At 52.2% G+C, this 21,744-nt stretch carries 17 protein-coding genes; 5 read left to right on the forward strand and 12 right to left on the reverse strand.

The window, feature by feature from the left end; all coding sequences use genetic code 11:
* Positions 1 to 38: 38 nt before the first annotated feature.
* From glmM to rlmE, 3 genes are all read right to left on the reverse strand, one after another.
* Positions 39 to 1,379, reverse strand: a complete 1,341-nt coding sequence (glmM, locus tag Q9L42_RS17330; protein ID WP_305907174.1) for a phosphoglucosamine mutase — start codon at positions 1,377 to 1,379, stop codon at positions 39 to 41.
* Between the two features lie 72 nt (positions 1,380 to 1,451).
* Positions 1,452 to 3,371 (reverse strand): ATP-dependent zinc metalloprotease FtsH, encoded by a 1,920-nt coding sequence (gene ftsH / locus Q9L42_RS17335; protein WP_305907173.1) that lies wholly within the window; start codon positions 3,369 to 3,371, stop codon positions 1,452 to 1,454.
* Between the two features lie 169 nt (positions 3,372 to 3,540).
* Positions 3,541 to 4,161 carry a 23S rRNA (uridine(2552)-2'-O)-methyltransferase RlmE gene (rlmE, locus tag Q9L42_RS17340; RefSeq protein ID WP_305910159.1) on the reverse strand — a complete coding sequence of 207 codons (621 nt, stop codon included), beginning with the start codon at positions 4,159 to 4,161 and terminating at the stop codon, positions 3,541 to 3,543.
* A gap of 47 nt (positions 4,162 to 4,208) precedes the next feature.
* Between rlmE and yhbY the strand changes: the two genes are divergently transcribed.
* Positions 4,209 to 4,475, forward strand: a complete 267-nt coding sequence (yhbY, locus tag Q9L42_RS17345; RefSeq protein ID WP_305907172.1) for a ribosome assembly RNA-binding protein YhbY — start codon at positions 4,209 to 4,211, stop codon at positions 4,473 to 4,475.
* A gap of 44 nt (positions 4,476 to 4,519) precedes the next feature.
* Here yhbY and greA read toward each other — a convergent pair whose 3' ends face one another.
* The 9 genes from greA to Q9L42_RS17390 all read right to left on the reverse strand — a co-directional run bounded on the left by greA (position 4,520) and on the right by Q9L42_RS17390 (position 16,686).
* Positions 4,520 to 4,996 (reverse strand): transcription elongation factor GreA, encoded by a 477-nt coding sequence (greA, locus tag Q9L42_RS17350; protein ID WP_305907171.1) that lies wholly within the window; start codon positions 4,994 to 4,996, stop codon positions 4,520 to 4,522.
* Between the two features lie 52 nt (positions 4,997 to 5,048).
* Entirely contained in the window at positions 5,049 to 8,264 is a 3,216-nt protein-coding gene (gene carB / locus Q9L42_RS17355) for a carbamoyl-phosphate synthase large subunit (RefSeq protein ID WP_349431498.1), read from the reverse strand.
* Positions 8,265 to 8,289: 25 nt separating this feature from the next.
* Positions 8,290 to 9,420, reverse strand: a complete 1,131-nt coding sequence (carA, locus tag Q9L42_RS17360) for a glutamine-hydrolyzing carbamoyl-phosphate synthase small subunit (protein WP_305907170.1) — start codon at positions 9,418 to 9,420, stop codon at positions 8,290 to 8,292.
* A 318-nt stretch (positions 9,421 to 9,738) separates the two neighbouring features.
* The gene (dapB, locus tag Q9L42_RS17365; RefSeq protein WP_349431499.1) at positions 9,739 to 10,545 is read right to left on the reverse strand and encodes a 4-hydroxy-tetrahydrodipicolinate reductase; all 807 of its coding nucleotides are present in this window, start codon (positions 10,543 to 10,545) and stop codon (positions 9,739 to 9,741) included.
* A gap of 2 nt (positions 10,546 to 10,547) precedes the next feature.
* Positions 10,548 to 11,684, reverse strand: a complete 1,137-nt coding sequence (gene dnaJ / locus Q9L42_RS17370; RefSeq protein ID WP_349431500.1) for a molecular chaperone DnaJ — start codon at positions 11,682 to 11,684, stop codon at positions 10,548 to 10,550.
* Between the two features lie 94 nt (positions 11,685 to 11,778).
* The gene (gene dnaK / locus Q9L42_RS17375; RefSeq protein WP_349431501.1) at positions 11,779 to 13,719 is read right to left on the reverse strand and encodes a molecular chaperone DnaK; all 1,941 of its coding nucleotides are present in this window, start codon (positions 13,717 to 13,719) and stop codon (positions 11,779 to 11,781) included.
* A 68-nt stretch (positions 13,720 to 13,787) separates the two neighbouring features.
* Positions 13,788 to 14,456, reverse strand: a complete 669-nt coding sequence (grpE, locus tag Q9L42_RS17380; RefSeq protein WP_349431502.1) for a nucleotide exchange factor GrpE — start codon at positions 14,454 to 14,456, stop codon at positions 13,788 to 13,790.
* 54 nt (positions 14,457 to 14,510) lie between these two features.
* A complete protein-coding gene (hrcA, locus tag Q9L42_RS17385; RefSeq protein WP_305907168.1) occupies positions 14,511 to 15,551 on the reverse strand; it encodes a heat-inducible transcriptional repressor HrcA in 1,041 nt (346 codons plus the stop codon).
* 502 nt (positions 15,552 to 16,053) lie between these two features.
* Positions 16,054 to 16,686: a DUF3047 domain-containing protein gene (locus Q9L42_RS17390; protein ID WP_305910158.1), complete on the reverse strand. Its 633-nt coding sequence runs from the start codon at positions 16,684 to 16,686 to the stop codon at positions 16,054 to 16,056.
* A gap of 94 nt (positions 16,687 to 16,780) precedes the next feature.
* Here Q9L42_RS17390 and Q9L42_RS17395 point away from each other — a divergent pair, with 94 nt between their 5' ends.
* From Q9L42_RS17395 to Q9L42_RS17410, 4 genes are all read left to right on the forward strand, one after another.
* Positions 16,781 to 17,668, forward strand: a complete 888-nt coding sequence (locus Q9L42_RS17395; RefSeq protein ID WP_305907166.1) for an NAD(+) kinase — start codon at positions 16,781 to 16,783, stop codon at positions 17,666 to 17,668.
* 345 nt (positions 17,669 to 18,013) lie between these two features.
* On the forward strand, positions 18,014 to 19,693 hold the full coding sequence (gene recN, locus Q9L42_RS17400) for a DNA repair protein RecN (RefSeq protein WP_305907165.1): 1,680 nt from the start codon (positions 18,014 to 18,016) through the stop codon (positions 19,691 to 19,693).
* Complete coding sequence (locus tag Q9L42_RS17405; protein WP_305907164.1) at positions 19,690 to 20,712, forward strand: agmatine deiminase family protein; 1,023 nt, start codon at positions 19,690 to 19,692, stop codon at positions 20,710 to 20,712. Before recN ends, Q9L42_RS17405 begins: the two co-directional genes overlap by 4 nt.
* A complete protein-coding gene (locus Q9L42_RS17410; protein ID WP_349431503.1) occupies positions 20,709 to 21,599 on the forward strand; it encodes a carbon-nitrogen hydrolase in 891 nt (296 codons plus the stop codon). The genes Q9L42_RS17405 and Q9L42_RS17410 overlap by 4 nt, the downstream gene beginning before the upstream one ends.
* The last annotated feature ends 145 nt before the right edge of the window (positions 21,600 to 21,744 follow it).

Below are 21,744 nucleotides of genomic sequence, written 5' to 3' on the forward strand. Positions count from 1 at the left end.
AATAAAACTCGGTATGATATAGGTTACCGTCATGCAATTCAAGCAACGATTGCCTTCCTGACGTCATCAGCCAACTGATTGGCGTACCTCTTGACCTCATCTTCATTGACCCCTTCAACCATCACCCTGATTAAAGGCTCGGTGCCCGATGCTCGCAACAACACTCGACCATTGCTCCCCAAACTCTTCTCAACGGCGCCGACCGCTTTTTTCACGCTATCGAGCTTATCGAGATCAACCTTTCTTTCGACCCGCACATTGAGCAAAACCTGGGGATATTTTTCCATGCCGGACTTGAGCTCATGCAGGCTTTTACCGCTATAACGCATTTCCGCCAGCACCTGCAACGCGGCAACGATACCGTCTCCGGTGGTCGTTCTGTCCAAACAAATGATATGACCGGAACCTTCACCGCCCAAGATACCATTTTGCTCGACCAGCATTTCCATCACATAGCGGTCCCCGACCTTGGCGCGCAACAATTTGACCCCTTCCTTATTCAGAGCGTGCTCCATGCCCAAATTAGTCATCAGCGTACCTACGACCGGCCCGGCCAATTTTCCGGCCTTGAGGCGCGATTTGGCGATGATATAAATCAATTCATCCCCATCGACGATCTCCCCCTTATGATCCACCATGATCAGGCGGTCTCCATCGCCATCCAAGGCTATACCGAGATCGGCACGGTACTCCCGCACCTTAGCAACCAAGTTCTCAGGTTTAGTGGCGCCGCACTCGTCATTGATATTCAAACCATCCGGATCGGCGCCGATGGCGACGACTTCGGCCCCTACCTCGCTAAAGACATGCGGTGCGATATGATAAGTCGCGCCATGGGCACAATCGATAACGATCCTCATGCCCTTGAAATCCAGCCTGGTAGGTACGGTCGCCTTGCAAAATTCTATGTAGCGACCCGCCGCATCACCGACCCGCTTGACCTTGCCCAAATGGGCCGATTCAACGGTCGTCATCGGCGAATCGAGGTATTTTTCGATCTGATATTCCAACCCGTCCGGCAACTTAGTACCATCGACGGAAAAAAACTTAATGCCGTTATCGTAATAAGGGTTATGGGAGGCGCTAATCACGATACCCGCCTTAGCGCGCAGGGTCCGAGTCAAATAAGCAATGCCGGGGGTCGGCATTGGCCCCAGCATGCGGGTGTCCACGCCGGCTGCCGACAAGCCGGCTTCCAACGCCGACTCAAACATGTAACCGGATATACGGGTATCCTTGCCGACCAAGACGAAGCCGCTCCCCTCTTTCGCAAAGACGCGGCCGGTTGCCCAACCCAGTTTCAGCATAAAATCCGCAGTAATCGGATATGAACCTACCTTACCCCTGATACCGTCTGTACCGAAATATTTTTTTGCCATCGATCAATCCATCTTTCTTCAAACCAAAAAAAAGGAGAGACTCAAAGCCTCTCCTTTTCATTTTAACAGAGTTTAGCTCTGCTCGGTCGCACCGGCGATTGGCGCCTCTTTTCCATCGGCCTTATTATCGTCGTCGGCCTTCACGCCACCGCTCCTCGGTGGCGTATCGTCCCAGCCCTGAGGCTCTCTGACAGGCTTTCTCGTCATCAAGTCTTCGATCTGGAACTTATCGATGGTTTCGTACTTCATCAAAGCCGCGGCCATCGCATGAAGTATATCCTCATTGTCCTTCAGAATCTTTTCCGCCCGCTCATAGTTCCTGTCTATGATGGAGCGAATTTCCTCATCGATGGTATGAGAAGTTTCTTCGGCAACCGTTTTATGCTGAGTCACGGAACGCCCCAAAAACACCTCGCCTTCTTCCTCGCTATAAGCCAGAGGCCCCAGGCGTTGCGACAGGCCCCATTTAGTAACCATATTTCTGGCCAACTCGGTGGCTCTTTCAATATCGTTGGAAGCGCCGGTAGACACCTCTTCCCAACCAAAGATGAGCTCTTCGGCGATACGCCCGCCATACAGACTGGATATCATGCTATCCAATTTACGCTTACTGGCGCTGTATTGATCGGTTTCCGGCAAGAACATCGTGATACCCAAGGCGCGCCCGCGCGGCATGATACTGACCTTGTAAACCGGATCATGGTCGGGCACCAGACGCCCAACGATGGCATGCCCCGCCTCATGATAAGCGGTCATTTTCTTTTCTTTCTCGCTCATCACCATCGAGCGGAGTTCCGCGCCCATGATCAGTTTGTCCTTGGCTTTTTCCAAGTCCACCATGCTAACCAAGCGCTTGTTTAGACGCGCTGCGAACAATGCCGCCTCATTGACCAGGTTGGCCAAGTCGGCGCCGGAAAACCCGGGCGTACCTTGCGCAATATACTTGATTTCCACATCGTCGGCAGACGGCACTTTTTTCATATGCACCTTCAAGATCTGCTCACGACCCTTCACATCCGGCAGACCGACCGTGACCTGACGGTCAAAACGACCGGGACGCAACAACGCCTTATCCAGCACGTCGGCGCGGTTAGTGGCCGCGATCACGATAATGCCTTCATGCCCCTCGAAGCCGTCCATCTCAACCAACAATTGATTCAGAGTCTGCTCGCGCTCATCATTGCCGCCGCCTAAACCGGCGCCGCGGGAACGACCGACCGCGTCGATCTCGTCGATGAAGATGATGCAGGGCGCGTGTTTCTTGGCCTGCTCGAACATGTCGCGCACCCGCGAGGCGCCGACGCCGACAAACATTTCGACGAAATCGGAACCCGAAATCGTAAAAAACGGTACTCTCGCTTCGCCGGCAATCGCACGAGCCAGCAAGGTCTTACCGGTGCCCGGCGGCCCCACCATCAATGCGCCACGCGGCACCTTGCCACCCAATTTCTGATATTTAGCCGGATCTTTCAGAAAATCGACCATTTCCTCAACTTCTTCCTTGGCTTCATCACAACCGGCGACGTCGGCGAAGGTAATCTTATTCTGATCCTGCTCCAGCATCCGAGCCTTGCTTTTGCCGAAGCCCATAGCGCCGCCACGGCCGCCGCCAGCGCCGCCCTGCATCTGACGCATAAAAAACACCCAGACCGCAATCAACAGCAGTATCGGCCCAAAAGAAACAAAAATCTGCATCAACATCGACGGCTCTTCCGGAGGCTGAGCCTTGATTTCAACGCCATTGGCAAGCAGATCATCGACTAAATGCGGATCATTCGGCGCATAAGTCTTGAATTTCTCGCCAGTCTGCATTTTGCCTTTAATCGAATTTTCATCAATAACAACCTGCTGTACCTGACCGGATTTCACCGACGACAGAAACTGAGTATAGGACAATGCAGAATCGGCTAGATTCGACCTCGCCCCAAAGTTATTGAATACGGACATCAAAACGACAGCTATGACAACCCATAACACTATATTTTTAATCATATCATTCAAGTTACACGCTCCAGACCGGAACAGTCTTCACTATAAAAATCCTAGTAATTGTATCAGGAAATGTAGGCCCTGATCGTTTAATTGGCTTGTCACGCCTCATCAATTCCGCCCCCGTCACTCATTACAATCACCCTTTAGTTAAATATAAGGGCTATTCGGTTTATTTAAACCCTTTCGCCAAAATATAAACCTCATTGCTCCTCGCCCTGGAGGCTTTCGGCTTCCGAATGGTCACACTATTGAAGTATTTTTTAACGTCATTGAGATAAGCGTCGAAACCAGCGCCCTGAAACATCTTGATCAACATAGTACCGCCCTTGGTCAAGACGGTTTGCGCGGTATCCAAGGCCAGCTCGCCTAGGTAAATTGCTCTGGGCTGATCCATCGCCTTGTTGCCGCTCATATTCGGCGCCATGTCTGATAACAGCAAATCCACCGGTTCGCCATCCAACACGCGATACAATTCATCGAGCACCTCATCTTCCCGAAAATCGCCTTGAATAAACTCGACCCCTTCGATCGGCTCAATCGCCAATAAGTCCAGCGCAATGACCTTGTCTTTTTTAGCGAGAATCTTCCTGACATATTCCGACCAGCCTCCCGGTGCGGCGCCTAGGTCTACCACATTCATACCCGGCCGTATGATCTTATCCTTGTCCTGAATCTCCATCAGCTTGAATACTGCGCGTGAGCGGTATCCCTGGATCTGAGCTTTTTTGACATATTCATCCTGGAAATGTTCCTGCATCCATTGTCGACTACTTTTACTTCGCGCCATAATTTGTTGTGGTGTAAAATTGCGTTATTTTTTAATTTTAAGGAAACAGAGTGAATTCTGCGGACAAAAAGAAACTGAAAGCCCAGGCCCATCCATTAAAACCCGTCATCCTCATCGGCCAAGCCGGGCTTAGCGATGCGGTCTTGAATGAAATTGAACTGGCTCTGGACGCTCATGAACTGATCAAGGTAAAAATCCGCGCCGAGAGAGCAGATCGTCAGCAGATTAGCGAGAAAATATGCGCGTCAACCGGCGCCGACTTGGTGCAAACCATCGGCCAAATCATCGTCATCTATCGGGCAAACCCCGACCAATAAAAAAGGGCGAAAATCGCCCTTTTTCCAACCGGACTCAGGGCGCTTTATATATATTTAATCGACAGGATCTCATATTCGACATCACCTCCCGGCGCCTTGACGGTCACGACATCCTCCACTTCCTTACCGATCAGCGCCCTGGCAATCGGCGAACCGACCGAAATGCGCCCCTCTTTGATATTCGCCTCATCCTCACCGACGATTTGATAAGTGACCACCTTTTCGGTGTCCAGGTCTTCGATTTCAACCGTTGCGCCAAAAATCACCTTGCCGTTGGCGTCCATCTTGGTCACATCGATAATATTGGCGTTGGATAATTTAGCTTCAATCTCGGCGATGCGCCCTTCGGTAAAACTTTGCTGTTCACGGGCCGCATGATATTCGGCATTTTCTTTCAAATCACCGTGTTCGCGCGCTTCTGCAATGGCCGCGATAATTCTTGGACGAACCACCGATTTCAGCTCATCCAATTCCTCACGCAATTTATTTGCACCGGTTACGGTCAGAGGCACTTTATTCATTAACTACTCCAAAATTTCTTTTTAGCTGTTGTCTAATCAGTGAAGATCAAGTCTAAAAGGTATCATGCAAATCCTGCAAACAATTTACATCGCCGGCGCTTAATTCACCCAATGCATAACAGGCCGCCTTCGCGCCCGCGATCGTGGTGTAATAAGTCACGCGATGTTGCAGGGCTTCTCTTCTCATCGTGAACGAATCGGCGATCGACTTGATGCCTTCGGTGGTATTGACGATCAACTGTATCTGATCGTTTTTGATCATATCCACGGTATTCGGACGCCCGGCATTGACCTTGAAAACCTCTTCACAAGGAATACCGGCCTCCCTCAAGACTCTCGCCGTCCCTCGGGTTGCGACGATCTGATAATCTTTATCGATCAGCATCTGTGCGATTTCGGCGATCTTCGGCTTGTCGGTATCGCGAATGCTCATCAACACCTTGCCGCTCAGACTCAGATCGATGCCGGCGGCGCGTTGAGACTTGGCGAAGGCTTCGCCAAAAGTCTTGCCGATGCCCATCACCTCGCCGGTTGATTTCATTTCCGGCCCCAACAGCGGATCGACGCCCGGAAATTTAACAAACGGAAACACCGCTTCCTTGACCGAATAATACTCGGGGACGCGTTCTTCGGTAACGCCCTGCTCTTTCAACGAGATCCCCACCATACAACGCGCGGCGATCTTAGCCAACGGATAGCCGGTCGCCTTGGAGACAAACGGCGCTGTCCGCGACGCCCTCGGATTGACCTCCAGAACATAAATGGTTTCACCCTGTATAGCGAATTGAGTGTTCATTAAACCACGCACCCCCAAGGCTTCGGCCATCTTAGCAACCTGCTCGCGCAGTTGATCCTGAATGGCCTGCGGCAAATCATAGGGCGGAATGGAACAGGCCGAGTCACCGGAATGGACGCCGGCCTGCTCAATATGTTCCATCAAGCCCCCGATCAACACCGTTTCGCCATCATAGATCGCATCGACATCCATTTCCACCGCATCATCGAGGAAGCGATCGAGCAACACCGGCGAATCATTCGACACCGTCACCGCCTCTTTCATGTATCGGCGCAAACCTTCCTCGTTAATGACGATTTCCATCGCCCGCCCGCCCAATACATAGGACGGTCTGACCACTAACGGATACCCCAGCTCCTTGGCCGAATTAACCGCCTGCTCGACCGAACGCGCCGTCGCATTTGGCGGCTGTTGTAGATCGAGTCGCTCCAACAACTTCTGAAAGCGTTCACGGTCTTCCGCCAGGTCGATAGAGTCAGGGGAGGTGCCGATAATCGGCGCTCCGGCGGCTTCCAGCGCTCGCGCGAGTTTCAGCGGCGTTTGCCCGCCGTACTGGACGATCACGCCCTTGGGTTGCTCCAGATCAATGATTTCCAGCACATCTTCCAGCGTCAGCGGTTCAAAATAAAGCCGGTCGGAAGTATCGAAATCGGTGGAAACCGTTTCTGGGTTGCAATTGATCATGATGGTTTCAAAACCATCTTCACGCAAGGCCAATGCCGCATGCACACAGCAATAATCGAATTCGATGCCCTGACCGATCCTATTCGGGCCGCCGCCCAGGATGATAATCTTATCCTTATCGGTGGCTTTTGCCTCGCATTCCTCTTCATAAGTGGAATATAGATAAGCGGTATCGGAGGCAAATTCGGCGGCGCAGCTATCAATGCGCTTGAACACCGGCCGGATATGCTGTTTGTGCCTTACATTACGCACTTCCGTTTCCTTGGTATCCAACAATTTGGCCAAGCGTGCGTCGGAAAAACCCTTGCGCTTGAGGCGCAGCAACTCGCCGTCTTCCAACGTCGCCAAGGTCTTGCTGGCCAGGGTGTTCTCGGTTAGCACCAGGTCTTCGACCTGGGACAAGAACCAGGGATCGATTTTACAGGCCTCGTGTATATCGGCAAAGCTCATGCCGGCGCGAAAGGCGTCGGCCAGGTACCACAGTCTATGCGGGCCCGGATGGCGCAATTCACGTTGAATAATGTCCTGACTGTTTTCTTCCTCCAGATCAGCAATCTCATCCAATCCGTCGACGCCGATTTCCAATCCGCGCAGCGCCTTCTGCAGCGATTCCTGAAAAGTTCGCCCTATCGCCATCACCTCGCCGACCGACTTCATTTGCGTGGTCAAGCGATCGTCGGCTTGAGGAAATTTCTCGAAGGCGAAGCGCGGCACCTTGGTGACGACATAATCGATGGTCGGTTCGAAAGAAGCCGGGGTCGCGCCGCCGGTGATTTCGTTGCGCAATTCATCCAGGGTATAACCGACAGCCAGTTTCGCCGCCACCTTGGCAATCGGAAAACCGGTCGCCTTAGACGCCAATGCCGAAGAACGCGATACTCGCGGATTCATTTCGATCACCACCAATCGACCGTCGTGCGGATTGATCGCCACCTGCACATTGGAGCCGCCGGTGTCGACGCCGATTTCACGCAACACGTCCAGCGATAAATTCCGCAAAATCTGATATTCCTTATCGGTCAACGATTGCGCCGGCGCCACGGTGATCGAATCGCCGGTATGAACACCCATCGGATCGAAGTTCTCGATCGAGCAAACGATGATGCAATTATCTTTCGAGTCGCGCACCACCTCCATTTCAAATTCTTTCCAGCCCAACACCGATTCTTCGATCAATAACTCATTGGTCGGCGACAAATACAGGCCGCGTTCGCAAATCTCGATGAACTCTTCCTTGTTATAGGCGATGCCTCCACCGCTGCCGCCCATCGTAAACGAAGGACGAATAATGGTCGGATAACCAACTTCTTTCTGCGCCGCGAAGGCTTCCTCCATAGAGTGGGCCACCTTGGATTTGGCGACATCGTAGCCGATTTTTCGCATCGCCTGATTGAACAGGTCGCGATCTTCCGCCTTTCTGATCGCCTCCTTGCTCGCCCCGATCATCTCGACGTCGTATTTAGCCAACACGCCATTGGCGTCCAGATCTAATGCGCAATTCAGCGCCGTCTGTCCACCCATGGTCGGTAAAACGGCATCGGGACGCTCTTTTTCGATAATTTTTTCGACGGTTTGCCAGTCTATCGGCTCGATATAAATCGCATCCGCCATATCCGGATCAGTCATGATCGTGGCCGGATTGGAGTTGACCAGAATCACTCGATAACCTTCCTCGCGCAGCGCCTTACAGGCTTGCGTCCCGGAATAATCGAATTCACAGGCCTGGCCGATCACGATAGGGCCGGCGCCTAATAATAAAATGGATTTTATGTCAGTTCTTTTTGGCATATTGGGTAAGCTTTATTCTGCGGAGTTATTGGGCGGCCTGATTCATCATCGCGATGAAATCGTCAAATAGGGCTTCTACATCGTGCGGCCCGGGACTGGCTTCGGGGTGCCCCTGAAAGCTCATCGCCGGACAATCGGTGCGCTCGATGCCTTGTAGGCTGCCATCGAATAAAGAATGATAAGTCGCTTTGACATTGTTTGGCAGCGAATTCTCATTGACCGCAAAACCGTGATTCTGGCTGCTGATCATGACTCGCCCGGTCGATCTTTGCTGCACCGGGTGATTAGCGCCATGATGGCCGAATTTCATTTTTTCGGTTTTCGCGCCGCTGGCCAAGGCCAACAACTGATGTCCCAGACAAATGCCGAACACGGGGATTTTCTTTTCCAGGATGGTCCTTATCGCCTCAATCGCATAGACACAGGGTTCGGGGTCGCCGGGACCGTTGGACAGAAACACACCATCCGGATTCATCGCCAACACATCGGCCGCGTCGGTAGTCGCCGGCACCACCGTGACTCGACAGCCCCGATTGGCTAACAACCTGAGAATATTGCGCTTAACCCCAAAATCGTAAGCCACAACATGCTTGCTTGGATTTTCGGCGACGCCATAGCCCTGCCCCAGACGCCAAATATCTTCATTCCACTCGTAAACCTCCGCAGTCGTCACTTCCTTGGCCAAGTCCATGCCTTTCAAACCGGCAAACTCCTGTATCGCCTGCGTCGCTCGCTCTATGTCGATGCTGCCACCGGCCATGACACAACCTCGTTGCGCGCCTTTGTCCCGTAAAATACGGGTCAGCTTGCGCGTGTCTATATCGGCAATCGCCACGACGTCGTTGTCCTGTAGATATTCGGACAAGGTTTTTTCAGAGCGCCAGTTGCTGGCCAGAAGCGGCAAATCACGAATCACCAAGCCACTGGCGTACACACTATTCGACTCGTTATCTTCGCTATTGGCGCCGACATTACCGATATGCGGATATGTCAACGTCACAATTTGACGGGCATAGGAGGGATCGCTGAGGATTTCCTGATACCCGGTCAATGAAGTATTAAAAACCACTTCGCCAACGGAATAGCCGTCCGCGCCTATCGACACGCCGTGAAATACCGTGCCGTCTTCCAATACCAGCAATGCAGGATTGTTCAAGATTAGCCACCTTTAAATGTGCAAAACGGGATAAGCCTCTCAGGCCGATCCCGTTGTAGTAGACAAAAATAATTGTAATTTTACGAAATTATGGCTAGAAATTCATTAACAATTTACTATTTCTTGGAAGATTCATCGATTATGCAAGATAAGCATTCCAGGTTTTTGACGGGTGGATTAGCCGCCAGGCAATCGGTGAAAGGTTGCGGACGGAGTTGCAAACTCCGTCCGGCTTTGCAATTTTGCCCCGGTGGCGGGGTTTGGCGGCTTGCTTCGCGAAGCCGCCCTACGCGTTACATCGCAACCGTCGGCTGGATACTAGCCTTTCAGACCCAGCACGTCCTGCATGTCATACAACCCCTTGTCTTTGTCGGCTAGCCAAACGGCCGCTCTAACCGCGCCATTGGCGAAAGTCATTCGACTGCTGGCTTTATGAGTGATTTCGACCCGCTCCCCCTCATCGGCGAACATCACGGTGTGCTCGCCGACGATATCGCCGGCGCGTATCGTGGAAAAACCGATGGTTTTACGATCACGCTCACCGGTATCGCCCTCGCGGCCGTAGACCGCGCAATCCTTCAAATCTCGTCCCAGCGTTTCCGCGACCACTTCCCCCATTCTCAATGCCGTGCCGGACGGCGCATCGACTTTATGCCTGTGGTGCGCTTCGATCACCTCGATATCGGTATAATCTCCCATGACCTTGGCGGTCATCTCCAGCAGCTTCAGAGATAAATTAACGCCGACGCTCATATTCGGCGCCAGCACCACGGCAATGTCCTTCGCCGCTCGCCTGATCACATCCTTTTGCGCCTCGCTATAACCGGTGGTGCCGATCACTACTTTTTTACCCGCTTGCCGGCAAAGCTCGATATATTCCAGCGAGGCCTCCGGGCGAGTAAAGTCTATCAGCACGTCAAACTGATCGGTGACCGCCGCCAGATCCTCGACCACTTTGACGCCGACATTGGCGACTCCCGCCAACTCACCGGCATCACAGCCGATCGCCGCGCTCTCAGGGCGAGAGATCGCCGCCGTCAATTCCGTCTGTTTCGACATCATGGCCGCCTTGATTAAACATAAGCCCATTCTGCCGGACGCCCCGACCACCGCTATTCGTATCATGATTATCCCGTCAATTTATCAAAAAAGCTTTTTACGCCATCGGTCCAAGAATGCTCCTGGGGACTGTGTTTTTTGCCGCCGCCGGATAAAGTGTCGCGCAGTTTCTCCACCAACTCTTTCTGCTCCTTGGTCAGCTTCACCGGCGTTTCGATTTGCACACGACATAACAAATCGCCGACCGCGCCGCCACGCACCTGCTTCACGCCTTTGCCGCGCAACCGAAACAGCTTACCGGTCTGAGTTTCCGCCGGTATCTTCAACTTGACCTTGCCGTCCAAGGTCGGCACCTGCAGCTCGCCGCCCAGACATGCCGTCGGAAAGCTGATAGGGACTTCGCAATAAAGATTGGCGCCATCGCGAGTAAAAATCGGATGATCCTTGACCTGGACCTGAACATACAGATCGCCGGCCGGCCCGCCGTTGACGCCCGCCTCACCCTCTCCGGCCAAACGAATACGATCGCCGGTATCCACACCGGCCGGCACCTTGACCGACAGGGTTTTAGTTTCCTGCACCCGCCCTTGACCGTAGCATTTACGGCACGGGTCTTTGATGATCTTACCGGCGCCACGACAGGTCGGACAAGTTTGCTGCACAGAGAAAAAACCTTGTTGCATTCTGACCTGACCCTGGCCGTGACAGGTTGAACAGGTTACCGGACTGGAGCCTTTTTGCGCACCGCTGCCGCCACACTCATCACACGCCACCAACACCGGCACTTTCACGGTCGCTTCGGCGCCGCCAACGGCTTCTTCCAGCGTCAATTCCAGGTTGTAGCGAAGATCCGAACCCCGTTGCACGTTGCTGCGTTGACGACCGCCAGCGCCGCCAAAGATATCGCCGAATACATCGCCGAAAATGTCGCTGAAACTCTCGGCGCCGCCAAAACCATGACCGCCGCCCATCGACTGATCGACGCCGGCGTGACCGAACTGATCATAAGCCGAACGCTTCTTCGGATCTGATAATACTTCGTATGCTTCTTTGATTTGTTTGAATTTTTTTTCAGCTTGCTCCGAATTGTCCTTATTCCTGTCCGGATGATACTTCATCGCCATGCGCCGATAACTTTTCTTGATCTCGGCATCGCTGGCGTTTTTATCAACACCCAACAGTTTGTAAAAATCTTCTTTTGCCATAACGTAAATAACCGCCAGCAATAACCGGCGGTTTTCTTATATCCTGTCTAAAGGAAAAAAAGGGGCTGATATGAACAGCCCCGCAAATTATTAATTATTTTTTATCGTCATCTTTGACTTCTTCAAACTCCGCATCGACGACACCGTCATCGGCCGCAGAATGCTGAGACGTTTGCTCTGCTTCCGCTCCGGCCTGAGCCGCACCTTCGGCGCCGCCTTTCTGCGCATAAATGCGCTCAGCCAGTTTGCCTGACAGCTCGGTCAACGCCGTCGTTTTCGCTTCGATAGCCTCTTTATCGTTACCTTTAACGGCTTCCTTCAACTCGTTGATCGCCGCTTCGATCGCAGACTTTTCATCGCCAGGAACCTGGTCGCCCAGTTCCTCCAACGATTTTTCCGTTGCATGGATCATGCCTTCCGCCGAGTTACGGGCGGCAACCAATTCGGTCACCTTCTTGTCTTCATCGGCATGCGCCTCAGCATCTTTAACCATGCGTTCGACTTCGTCATCCGACAAACCGCTGGAAGCCTTGATCACGATGGACTGATGTTTTCCGGTCGCCTTGTCTTTCGCCGACACGTTCAAGATGCCGTTGGCGTCGATATCGAAAGAGACTTCGATTTGCGGAATGCCGCGCGGCGCCGGTGGAATATCGGCGAGATCAAAACGACCCAATGATTTATTGCCGGCCGCAACTTCACGCTCGCCCTGCAACACATGCACCGTCACCGCGGTCTGATTGTCTTCGGCAGTCGAGAACACCTGCGAAGCATTGGTCGGAATCGTGGTGTTTTTTTCGATCAACTTGGTCATCACGCCGCCCATCGTTTCGATACCCAACGACAGCGGAGTCACATCCAACAACAGTACGTCTTTGACATCGCCACCCAAAACGCCGGCCTGAATCGCCGCCCCCAACGCCACCGCCTCATCGGGGTTAACGTCTTTACGTGGTTCTTTACCGAAAAACCCTTTAACGAACTCCTGCACCTTAGGCATACGAGTCTGCCCCCCCACCAGAATCACGTCACTGATTTCCGACGTGGACAAACCGGCATCCTTCAGAGCTTGCTCACATGGATGTCTGGTTTTATCGATCAAGTCCTCTACCAAGGCTTCCAGCTTCGCCCGACTCAATTTGACGTTCAGGTGTTTCGGACCGGTGGCGTCGGCGGTCACATAAGGCAAGTTGACATCGGTTTGGGTCGAAGATGACAATTCGATTTTGGCTTTTTCCGCCGCTTCCTTCAAACGCTGCAGCGCCAAAGGATCGCTGTGCAGGTCGATGCCGTTTTCTTTTTTGAACTCTTCGGCCAGATAATCGATGATTCGCAAGTCAAAATCTTCACCCCCCAAGAAAGTATCGCCATTGGTCGACAGCACTTCAAACTGATGCTCGCCTTCGACTTCGGCAATCTCGATAATGGAAATGTCAAAGGTGCCGCCGCCGAGGTCATAAACGGCGATCGTGCTGTCGCCTTTTGGCTTGTCCATACCGAACGCCAACGCCGCCGCAGTCGGCTCGTTGATGATGCGTTTGACATCCAGACCCGCGATACGACCGGCGTCCTTGGTGGCTTGACGCTGGGAATCATTAAAGTAAGCCGGTACGGTAATCACGGCCTCTTTGACTTCTTCACCCAGATACGCTTCCGCATCTTTTTTCAGTTTCATCAACACACGGGAAGAGACTTCGGGCGCCGCCATTTTTTTACCATGACATTCGACCCAGGCGTCACCGTTTTCCGCCTCGATGATCTTATAAGGCACCATCTTGATGTCTTTTTGCACCGCGTCGTCTTTGAAACGGCGACCGATCAGACGCTTGATGGCAAACAAGGTGTTGTCGGGATTGGTGACCGCCTGACGCTTTGCCGATTGACCCACCAAGACTTCGTTGTCGTTGGTGAAGGCAATGATCGAAGGCGTTGTACGCGCACCCTCACTGTTTTCGATAACCCGCGCCGTCCCATGCTCAAGAATGGCAACACAAGAGTTCGTGGTGCCTAAATCAATTCCAATTATTTTACCCATTAAATTCTCCAGACTTGATTGTTTGTTTTAATAAAGTTAATACAGATATGCGGTTAGTTGCTTTAATTTCAAGCCTGCTCATCAATTTTTGTCGAATCGCCTTCCGGCTTGTCTTCCGCCTTAGAAACAACCACCATGGCTGGACGAATCAAGCGCCCATTGAGCATGTAACCTTTCTGAAAAACATTTAATACGGTATTCGGTTCTACGTCGGCGGACGGCATCATGCTCATCGCCTGATGTTTTTCCGGATCGAACGGCTCACCGAGGGGATCGATGGCTTCGATATTGAATTTTGCAAAGACCGCTTCGAATTGCTTCATCGTCAATTCGCTGCCTTCTCTGAGCTTGACCACTTCCGGGCTGTCGCCGGAGGCCGCTTGTATGCCGAGCTCCAGACTATCGATAACGCTTAACAATTCCTTGGTGAATTTCTCCAATGCGAACTTATGCGCATTCTCGACATCGATGCGTGTCCTACGCTTCAGATTTTCCATCTCGGCCTGAACGCGCATTAATTTATCCCAGTTTTCTTCGGCCTTTTTTTCCGCCGCCGCCAACTGCTTACGCAACTCATCTATCGTCGCTTCCGGTTGCTCCGCTTGCTTTCCCTTTTGCTCGGCTTCCCCCGCCTCAACGACGCGTTCTTCCGCTGCGCTGTTATTGGTTTGCTCAAGAACTTCCTCAATCAGCTCGCTGTCTGATTGAGCTTCAGGCTGCCCCTGTTCTTTAGTCATTTATTACTCCCGGCTATTAATGTTTTTTCAAGATGTTTTTTAAGATGGGGATTATCATTTCGGATTCAAGGCCGCACCCAATAATTTTGCAGTCATATCGACAAAAGGAATCACTTTTTCATAGGCCATACGGGTCGGACCGATCACTCCTAATACGCCCACTACCTCTTTGTTTACCATATAAGGCGAAGTCACTAGACTGCAGGGCTCGAATGCCTGATAGCCGGCCTCCTCGCCAATGAAAATTTGCACGCCATCGGCATGCTGGCATTTATCCAACAGATGTATGATGCTGCGTTTTTGATTGAAGGCGTCGAATAATTGCTTCAGCCGCTCCATATTGGACAATTCGGAAAAGCCCATCAAATTGGTCTGCCCGCTCAACACATAATCTTCCTGGGGCTTGTGATCAAATGCCAATTGCGCCATGTTGACCGCATCGATCATGCCTTGATTGACCCTTTTCTGATCCTGCTCCAATTCCTTCAGCAGCGCCTGACGCACCTCGCTGATGCTGCGGCCCGAATAAATCGAATTCAGGTAATTGCTAGCCTGCTGCAGTTCCGCGGCGCTAAATTCCTTATCGGTATTGATGATTTTGTTATGAACCTGCTGATCGTTGGTGACAAGAATCACTAATACCCGCGTCTTCGATAAAGGCAAAAACTCGATATGACGCAAACTGACGACTTCGCGCCGCGGCAACGTGACAATGCCCGCCATATGGGTGACGTCCGACAATAATTTCGAGGCTTTCTCGAGCAGCGCCGCCGAATCCTCATCTTCATGCTCCAGGCCTTCGGACAAATACTCCAACAATTGAGACTCGAGCGGCTTGACGGTGATCAAGGAATCGACAAAAAGCCGATAACCCCGGACGGTCGGCACGCGTCCCGCCGAAGTATGCGGCGAGTGTATCAACCCCAAGTCTTCCAGATCCGCCATCACATTACGTATCGTGGCCGGACTGAGCTTTAACTCAGAATCCTTTGACAGCACCCGCGAGCCTACCGGCTGACCCTCCTGAATATAACGTTCGACTAACGCTTTTAGTAAATGAAGGGATCTTTCGTTTAAATCCTGATTATTTCTCACGCTGACACCCAAGGTTTAATAATTAGCACTCTTCACCGGAGAGTGCTAGCCGCAAAACTATCAGCAACTCAATTTAATGTCAACCGCCCTGGCGCAACACCCCACCGGTGCGGGCAGGGTGTGCTGACGATAGGAAGCGCACCGGTTTTTTCGGAAAAGGTTGCAAACTCCGTCCCGCTTTGGGATTCTGCCACGGTAGCGGGTTTTGGCGGCTTGCTTCGCGAAGCCGCCCTACGTTGGCGGATCCGCTGCGCTTGATCCACCCTACCGGTGCGGGTAGGGGGGGTGCTGACGATAGGAAGCGCACCGGTTCCTGGTTCCCACGGTCCTCCGTGGGAACCCATACTTTGTGCCACCTTAAGCCTGGTATGCATTCCCACGCAGGAGCGTGGGAACGAGGGTCACGCATGGCAACCGCCGAATGAATTCTCAAAGCTGGACGGAGTTTGTAACTCCGTCCGCAATATTTCGCGAAGCCGCCCTACATTATCCGGTCGCACGCTTATCGCTCGGAAAAATAAATATCGCCGTAAAGACTTTCCGCCTGACCGCCGCCATTATCGCTATCGGTCATCAGCGCAACCGCATCCACATAACGAATCCGTTCGCCAAACAGACGCTGCAAATCTTCCAACACATTACGACGCTCTCGATACCAAACGGCGACGCTGTCCCGGCGATCACGCAACGCCATCATCATCGCATGATCGCCGGCAAACGCATTGGGCCATACCATCCCTTTTGCTTGATTGCCGGACCAGACATAATTAATCGCCCGGGTTTTCCAGAAAGCCCAACCACCGCTGACCACCACATAGACGCGAGCAACATAATCATCGCCGGACTTCTCCAATTCATCTCTCTTCGACAAACGCCGCATTATTCGCCATCGCCAATTCAAATAAGGCGTTTTAAAGAGATCGATACGCTGCTTCTTATATAAGCCGGACGCGGACGCCTGGCTTTCAGCCTTTAAAACCGACAGGCCATCGATGTCGATCAGCCGATATCGAGTGTCCCCCTCGAAGCGCTTACTCTCCCAGCCGGATAGGTCGCCAGCAGAAAAACGCCCAACCTCAACCTTCTCATTGGCGCCCGCCATCCCGAAACTGAGTAACACCCCCATCAAAATCATTATTTTCACGCTTAACCCCCCACTTTCGTCTTTATAAAAAACAATTCCCTTTTTTTTGTATAATTGATCATCGATCCTTTCATCACAGCAAGCGATGCAAAAAAACTCTTTTCAGACCATCGGCATTATCGGCAAACCCAGCGATCCAAGCATTGCGGAAACACTGAACAATCTTTACCAACTTCTGAAAAACAAACATTACACCGTATATATCGATCAACGCAGCGGCGATTTCATTCACGAGCCGGCAATTCGACGCTGCCCTATGGAAGAACTGGGGCAACATTGCGACGTCATCATTGCGGTGGGCGGCGACGGTACTTTCCTAGCCGCGGCAAGAGCCATTGTCGCCTATGGCGTCCCGTTAATCGGCGTCAACCTGGGCAGGCTGGGTTTTTTAGTCGACATTTCACCGGAGCAATTGTCCGCCAAACTCGGGCCGATATTGGCAGGAAAATATCGCGAGGAAAATCGCTATCTATTGCGAGCCAAAATCATTCGAGACGGCGAAGTCATCCATCAACAAACGGCCGTCAATGAAGTCGTTGTGCATCGTTGGGTCACCCCTAGCATGATTGAAATCATCACCACCATCGATGGCGTTTATCTGAATACTCAACGCTCCGACGGCCTGATTGTATCGACACCGACCGGCTCAACCGCCTATTCCCTATCCGCCGGCGGCCCCATCATCCACCCGTCATTGAACGCCTTGGTGTTGGTGCCCCTGAATCCGCATACCTTATCCAACCGCCCGTTAGTGATCGACGATGATTCGGAAATAGAAATCCGCTTCAGCCAGGCCAAACAAATCAATGCGCTAGTCACCTGCGACCATCTGGAAATTCCGGAAGTCTTGATTAGCGATAAAATTATGATTAAAAAGGAAGTAAAACCGATTACAATTCTCCACCCCGAGGACCACGACTTCTTCCACATACTCAGAGGCAAACTGAATTGGAGCCGAGATTACCACATTTAAACCGGCTATTAATACCGCCCATCCACGGCACCCTCATCCTCAGACGAGCAGGCATTGCCACAGCCTGCAATCGACGCCGGCGGCTAAATTTTGAACTGCGACCGCTATAATACGACTAATGGCCTGTAGTAGGATAACGAGTAGACAAAGCCTGCTGTGCCGACGACATGATAAAAACAATCCGTAACTATTCAGTATCTTTCGGGTTTTAGGCAGTAGGTCATTGATTTCCCAGCACCTAAATACCCTAGGTTATTGGCTATGATTAATAATCTTCGTTAATTTAGGTGCTGGGTGAATAATTACAACAATCCGTTCATATAACCCGCTTCACCTTAATTGATTATGCTACTTAATATCAACATCAACGACCTGGCCGTCGTCGACAAGCTGGATTTGGATCTGGAAACCGGCATGTCGGTGCTGACCGGCGAAACCGGGGCCGGCAAATCGATACTGCTGACCGCGCTGGGACTGGCCCTGGGAGACCGCGCCGACGCCGGCTATATCCGCCCGCACAGCAAGCGCGCCGAAATCAATATCGAATTCGGCCTGGGCGACGCGCCGCTGGCGCAAAAGTGGCTGGAAGACAATGAACTGGATGACGAGCAACACTGCCTGATTCGTCGCATCATCAATCAGGATGGTCGCTCCAAAGCCTATATCAACAACCGCCCGGTGACCTTGCAGACGCTGCAGGGTTTGAGTCGTTTATTGGTGGAAATTCACGGCCAACATGCTCACCTGACGCTGCTGAACGGCGAGGAACAACGCCGCTTGCTCGACAGCTACGCCGGCAATCAGGCGTTGCTCGAACAAATCAATACGGTTTATCAGACCTGGAAGCAGCTGAATCGGGAACTCAACGCCCTCGTCAAGGCCAGCGAGGACCAGACTGAGCGTGAAGAACTGCTCCGCTATCAACTGGATGAACTGCAGCAACTCGACCTGGAAAATTTCAATTATCAAGCCCTTTCAGAGGAACATAACACCTTGGCCAATCTAGGCCAGATATTGAGCGTCGGCCAGCAACAGCTGGATCTGCTTTACGAAAACGAACAGCAGTCGATGATCCAGATGCTAAGTCACAGCATTCACGAATTGACCGAATTAAGTCAATATTCATCCGACCTCGGCGAAGTCGCCGAATTGCTGAACGAATCCCAAATTCAAATCGCCGAAGCCTCACAACAGTTGCGCCGTTACCTGGAAGCCCAGGAAGCCGATCCGCAACGGCTAAGCTGGCTGGACGAACAAATCGGCATCATTCTGAACCTGAGCCGCAAACATCATGTCGACGCCGAAAAACTGCCCGAGGTCGCCATGCAGATTGCTGAAGAGCTCGACAACCTCACTCATAGCAGTGAACGCATCGACAAACTGCAGGAACACTGCGAGCAACTGTTGCAAGAATACGCCGAGCTGGCCGATAAGCTCAGTCAGAAGCGAAAACGTCATGGCGTCGAACTGGCCGATAAAATTTCCGCGATGATCCAGGAATTAGGCATGCCGCACGGTGAATTCATCGTCGACATCAAACCGCAGCAAAACGACAAACCGACGTCGTACGGAAACGATAACATCGAATTTCTGGTCAGCGCCAATCCCGGCCTGCCCGCCAAGCCGCTGGCCAAAGTCGCATCCGGCGGCGAATTGTCGCGCATCAGCCTGGCGATACAAGTCACCACCAGCACAGACAAAACCACGCCGACGATGATTTTTGACGAAGTCGATTCCGGCATCGGCGGCGGCATTGCCGAGATCGTCGGCCAAAAAATGCGCCGCCTCAGCGATCGTCGCCAAGTCATGTGCGTGACCCATCTCCCTCAAGTCGCGGCGCAGGCGCATCATCATTTATTCGTCGCCAAAAACAACAGCAAGAACATGACCTCCTCCAGCGTCAGGGCCCTCAATCGAGAGGAGCGCGTCGCCGAAATCGCGCGCATGCTGGGCGGCGTCAACATGACCGATAACACCTTGGCCCATGCCGAGGAAATGCTTAATCTAGGAGATCAACATCGATGATCCGTTTTCCAGCAGAATGGGAACCTCAATCCGCCGTCATCATCGCCTGGCCGCATCCCGACGGCGATTTTGTCAATTTGCAGGCCGTCGAAAACAGTTACCGTTTCATCGCCGAAACGATCAGCCGTTTTCAACCGCTGCTGATCGTCTGCAAAGATCTTCGGCACCGACAACATATCAATTCTTTACTGTCCGACGCCGAAGCCATCTCCTTCATTCAGGCCGACTATAACGACATCTGGCTGCGCGATACCGTTTTTTTAACGATAGAAGATCAAGGCCAAGCCAGACTGTTGAATTTCCGCTTCAACGGCTGGGGCAACAAATACGAACATGGCGCCGACAACGCGCTAAACCGAAATCTGCTGAAACACGCCATTTTCCAAGGCCTGCCCACCAGCGACATCGACTTTGTCCTGGAAGGCGGCAGCCTGGAATCCGACGGCCAAGGAACCTTACTGACGACGGCTAATTGCCTGCTCAACCCCAACCGAAACCCCGGCATGGACCAGCAAGCCATTTCCCGGCAACTGGAAAAAACACTAGGCGCCGAACGCATTTTGTGGCTGCAACAAAGCAACCTGGCCGGCGACGACACCGACGCCCATATCGATACCCTGGCGCGTTTCTGCAGCGCGGACACCATCGCCTATAGCGCCTGCGAAGATAGCGCAGATCCGCATTACGCCAGCCTGAAGCAAATGGAAACCCAATTACGGTCGTTCAGAACATGCGCGGGCGAACCTTACCAACTGGCCCCCCTGCCACTGCCGCAAGCCATTTATGACGACGACGGACAACGTCTGCCCGGCAATTACGCCAACTTCCTGATCATCAACGGCGCCGTGATGGCGCCTGTCTATGATGATCCCATGGACGACGTGGCCTTAGCTAGGTTGACCGAATGCTTTCCCGAGCATGACATCATTGCCACCCCCTGTCGCCCCTTGATTCATCAATACGGAAGCCTGCATTGCATGACCATGCAGTTTCCCGCTATCGTGGATTTAAAACTATGAGCACCCTTCTAACCGTCAGCGCGGTTCAGCAGCCTTGCGGGCTGGACCAGGAATCCAATCTAAACTATTCGATACAGCAAATCGAACAGGCCGCCGCAAAAAAAGCCGACCTCGTCGTGTTGCCGGAACTACATCTCGGCCCCTATTTTTGTCAAACCGAGGACACCGAGGTATTCAAGCAGGCGCAAAGCATTCCCGGTCCGGCGACAGAGATATTAAGCGAGGTCGCCAAAAAAAACAATATCGTCATAGTTTCGACGATATTTGAACGCCGCGCCCCCGGGCTTTATCACAATACCGCCGTGGTATTCGATAAAGACGGCAGTATCGCCGGTAAATATCGGAAAATGCATATACCGGACGACCCCGGCTATTATGAAAAGTTTTACTTTACGCCGGGCGATTTGGGATTTAAACCGATTAATACGTCAATCGGCAAATTAGGGGTATTGATCTGCTGGGATCAATGGTATCCGGAAGCGGCCCGTTTAATGGCGCTGTCCGGCGCCGAGATATTAATTTACCCGACCGCGATTGGTTGGGACCGCAACGATAGCGATGATGAAAAAGAACGGCAGAAAAACGCCTGGATTACCGTGCAGCGCGGCCATGCCGTCGCCAACGGTTTACCGCTGATATCTTGTAACAGAATCGGTTTCGAACCGGCGCCGGATCCGGATAATAATGGCGGAATTGAATTCTGGGGGAATAGTTTTATTGCCGGCCCTCAGGGAGAAATACTGACGCACGCCGGTTCTCACGATGATACCTTATTAATTTATCAACTCGACACAGAAAGAAGCACCCAGGTCAGAAATATCTGGCCTTTTCTGAGAGATCGTAGAATCGATGAATTTACCGATTTAAGCCGGCGTTTTATCGATTAATGCCTATTCGCGCCGCCTTCGTTTCCTGGATCCATGAGATGCACTGAAACGTAAAGCACGCCGAACACGGGTGCGCTTCCTATCGTCAGCACAGCCCACATCTCATAACGAAGGACATTAAGAATCATCAAACGCATAAAAAAAG

Origin of the sequence: Methylomarinum sp. Ch1-1, from assembly GCF_030717995.2 — a bacterium.
Classification (GTDB): Bacteria; Pseudomonadota; Gammaproteobacteria; order Methylococcales; family Methylomonadaceae; genus Methylomarinum; species Methylomarinum roseum.

Excerpts from the sequence above, each read along its gene's own strand:
- glmM (WP_305907174.1), bottom strand. The coding sequence starts at position 1,379 with ATGGCAAAAAAATATTTCGGTACAGACGGTATCAGGGGTAAGGTAGGT.
- ftsH (WP_305907173.1), bottom strand. The coding sequence starts at position 3,371 with ATGATTAAAAATATAGTGTTATGGGTTGTCATAGCTGTCGTTTTGATG.
- greA (WP_305907171.1), bottom strand. The coding sequence starts at position 4,996 with ATGAATAAAGTGCCTCTGACCGTAACCGGTGCAAATAAATTGCGTGAG.
- carB (WP_349431498.1), bottom strand. The coding sequence starts at position 8,264 with ATGCCAAAAAGAACTGACATAAAATCCATTTTATTATTAGGCGCCGGC.
- dapB (WP_349431499.1), bottom strand. The coding sequence starts at position 10,545 with ATGATACGAATAGCGGTGGTCGGGGCGTCCGGCAGAATGGGCTTATGT.
- dnaJ (WP_349431500.1), bottom strand. The coding sequence starts at position 11,684 with ATGGCAAAAGAAGATTTTTACAAACTGTTGGGTGTTGATAAAAACGCC.
- dnaK (WP_349431501.1), bottom strand. The coding sequence starts at position 13,719 with ATGGGTAAAATAATTGGAATTGATTTAGGCACCACGAACTCTTGTGTT.
- grpE (WP_349431502.1), bottom strand. The coding sequence starts at position 14,456 with ATGACTAAAGAACAGGGGCAGCCTGAAGCTCAATCAGACAGCGAGCTG.
- Q9L42_RS17390 (WP_305910158.1), bottom strand. The coding sequence starts at position 16,686 with ATGATTTTGATGGGGGTGTTACTCAGTTTCGGGATGGCGGGCGCCAAT.
- Q9L42_RS17395 (WP_305907166.1), top strand. The coding sequence starts at position 16,781 with ATGCAAAAAAACTCTTTTCAGACCATCGGCATTATCGGCAAACCCAGC.
- recN (WP_305907165.1), top strand. The coding sequence starts at position 18,014 with ATGCTACTTAATATCAACATCAACGACCTGGCCGTCGTCGACAAGCTG.
- Q9L42_RS17405 (WP_305907164.1), top strand. The coding sequence starts at position 19,690 with ATGATCCGTTTTCCAGCAGAATGGGAACCTCAATCCGCCGTCATCATC.
- Q9L42_RS17410 (WP_349431503.1), top strand. The coding sequence starts at position 20,709 with ATGAGCACCCTTCTAACCGTCAGCGCGGTTCAGCAGCCTTGCGGGCTG.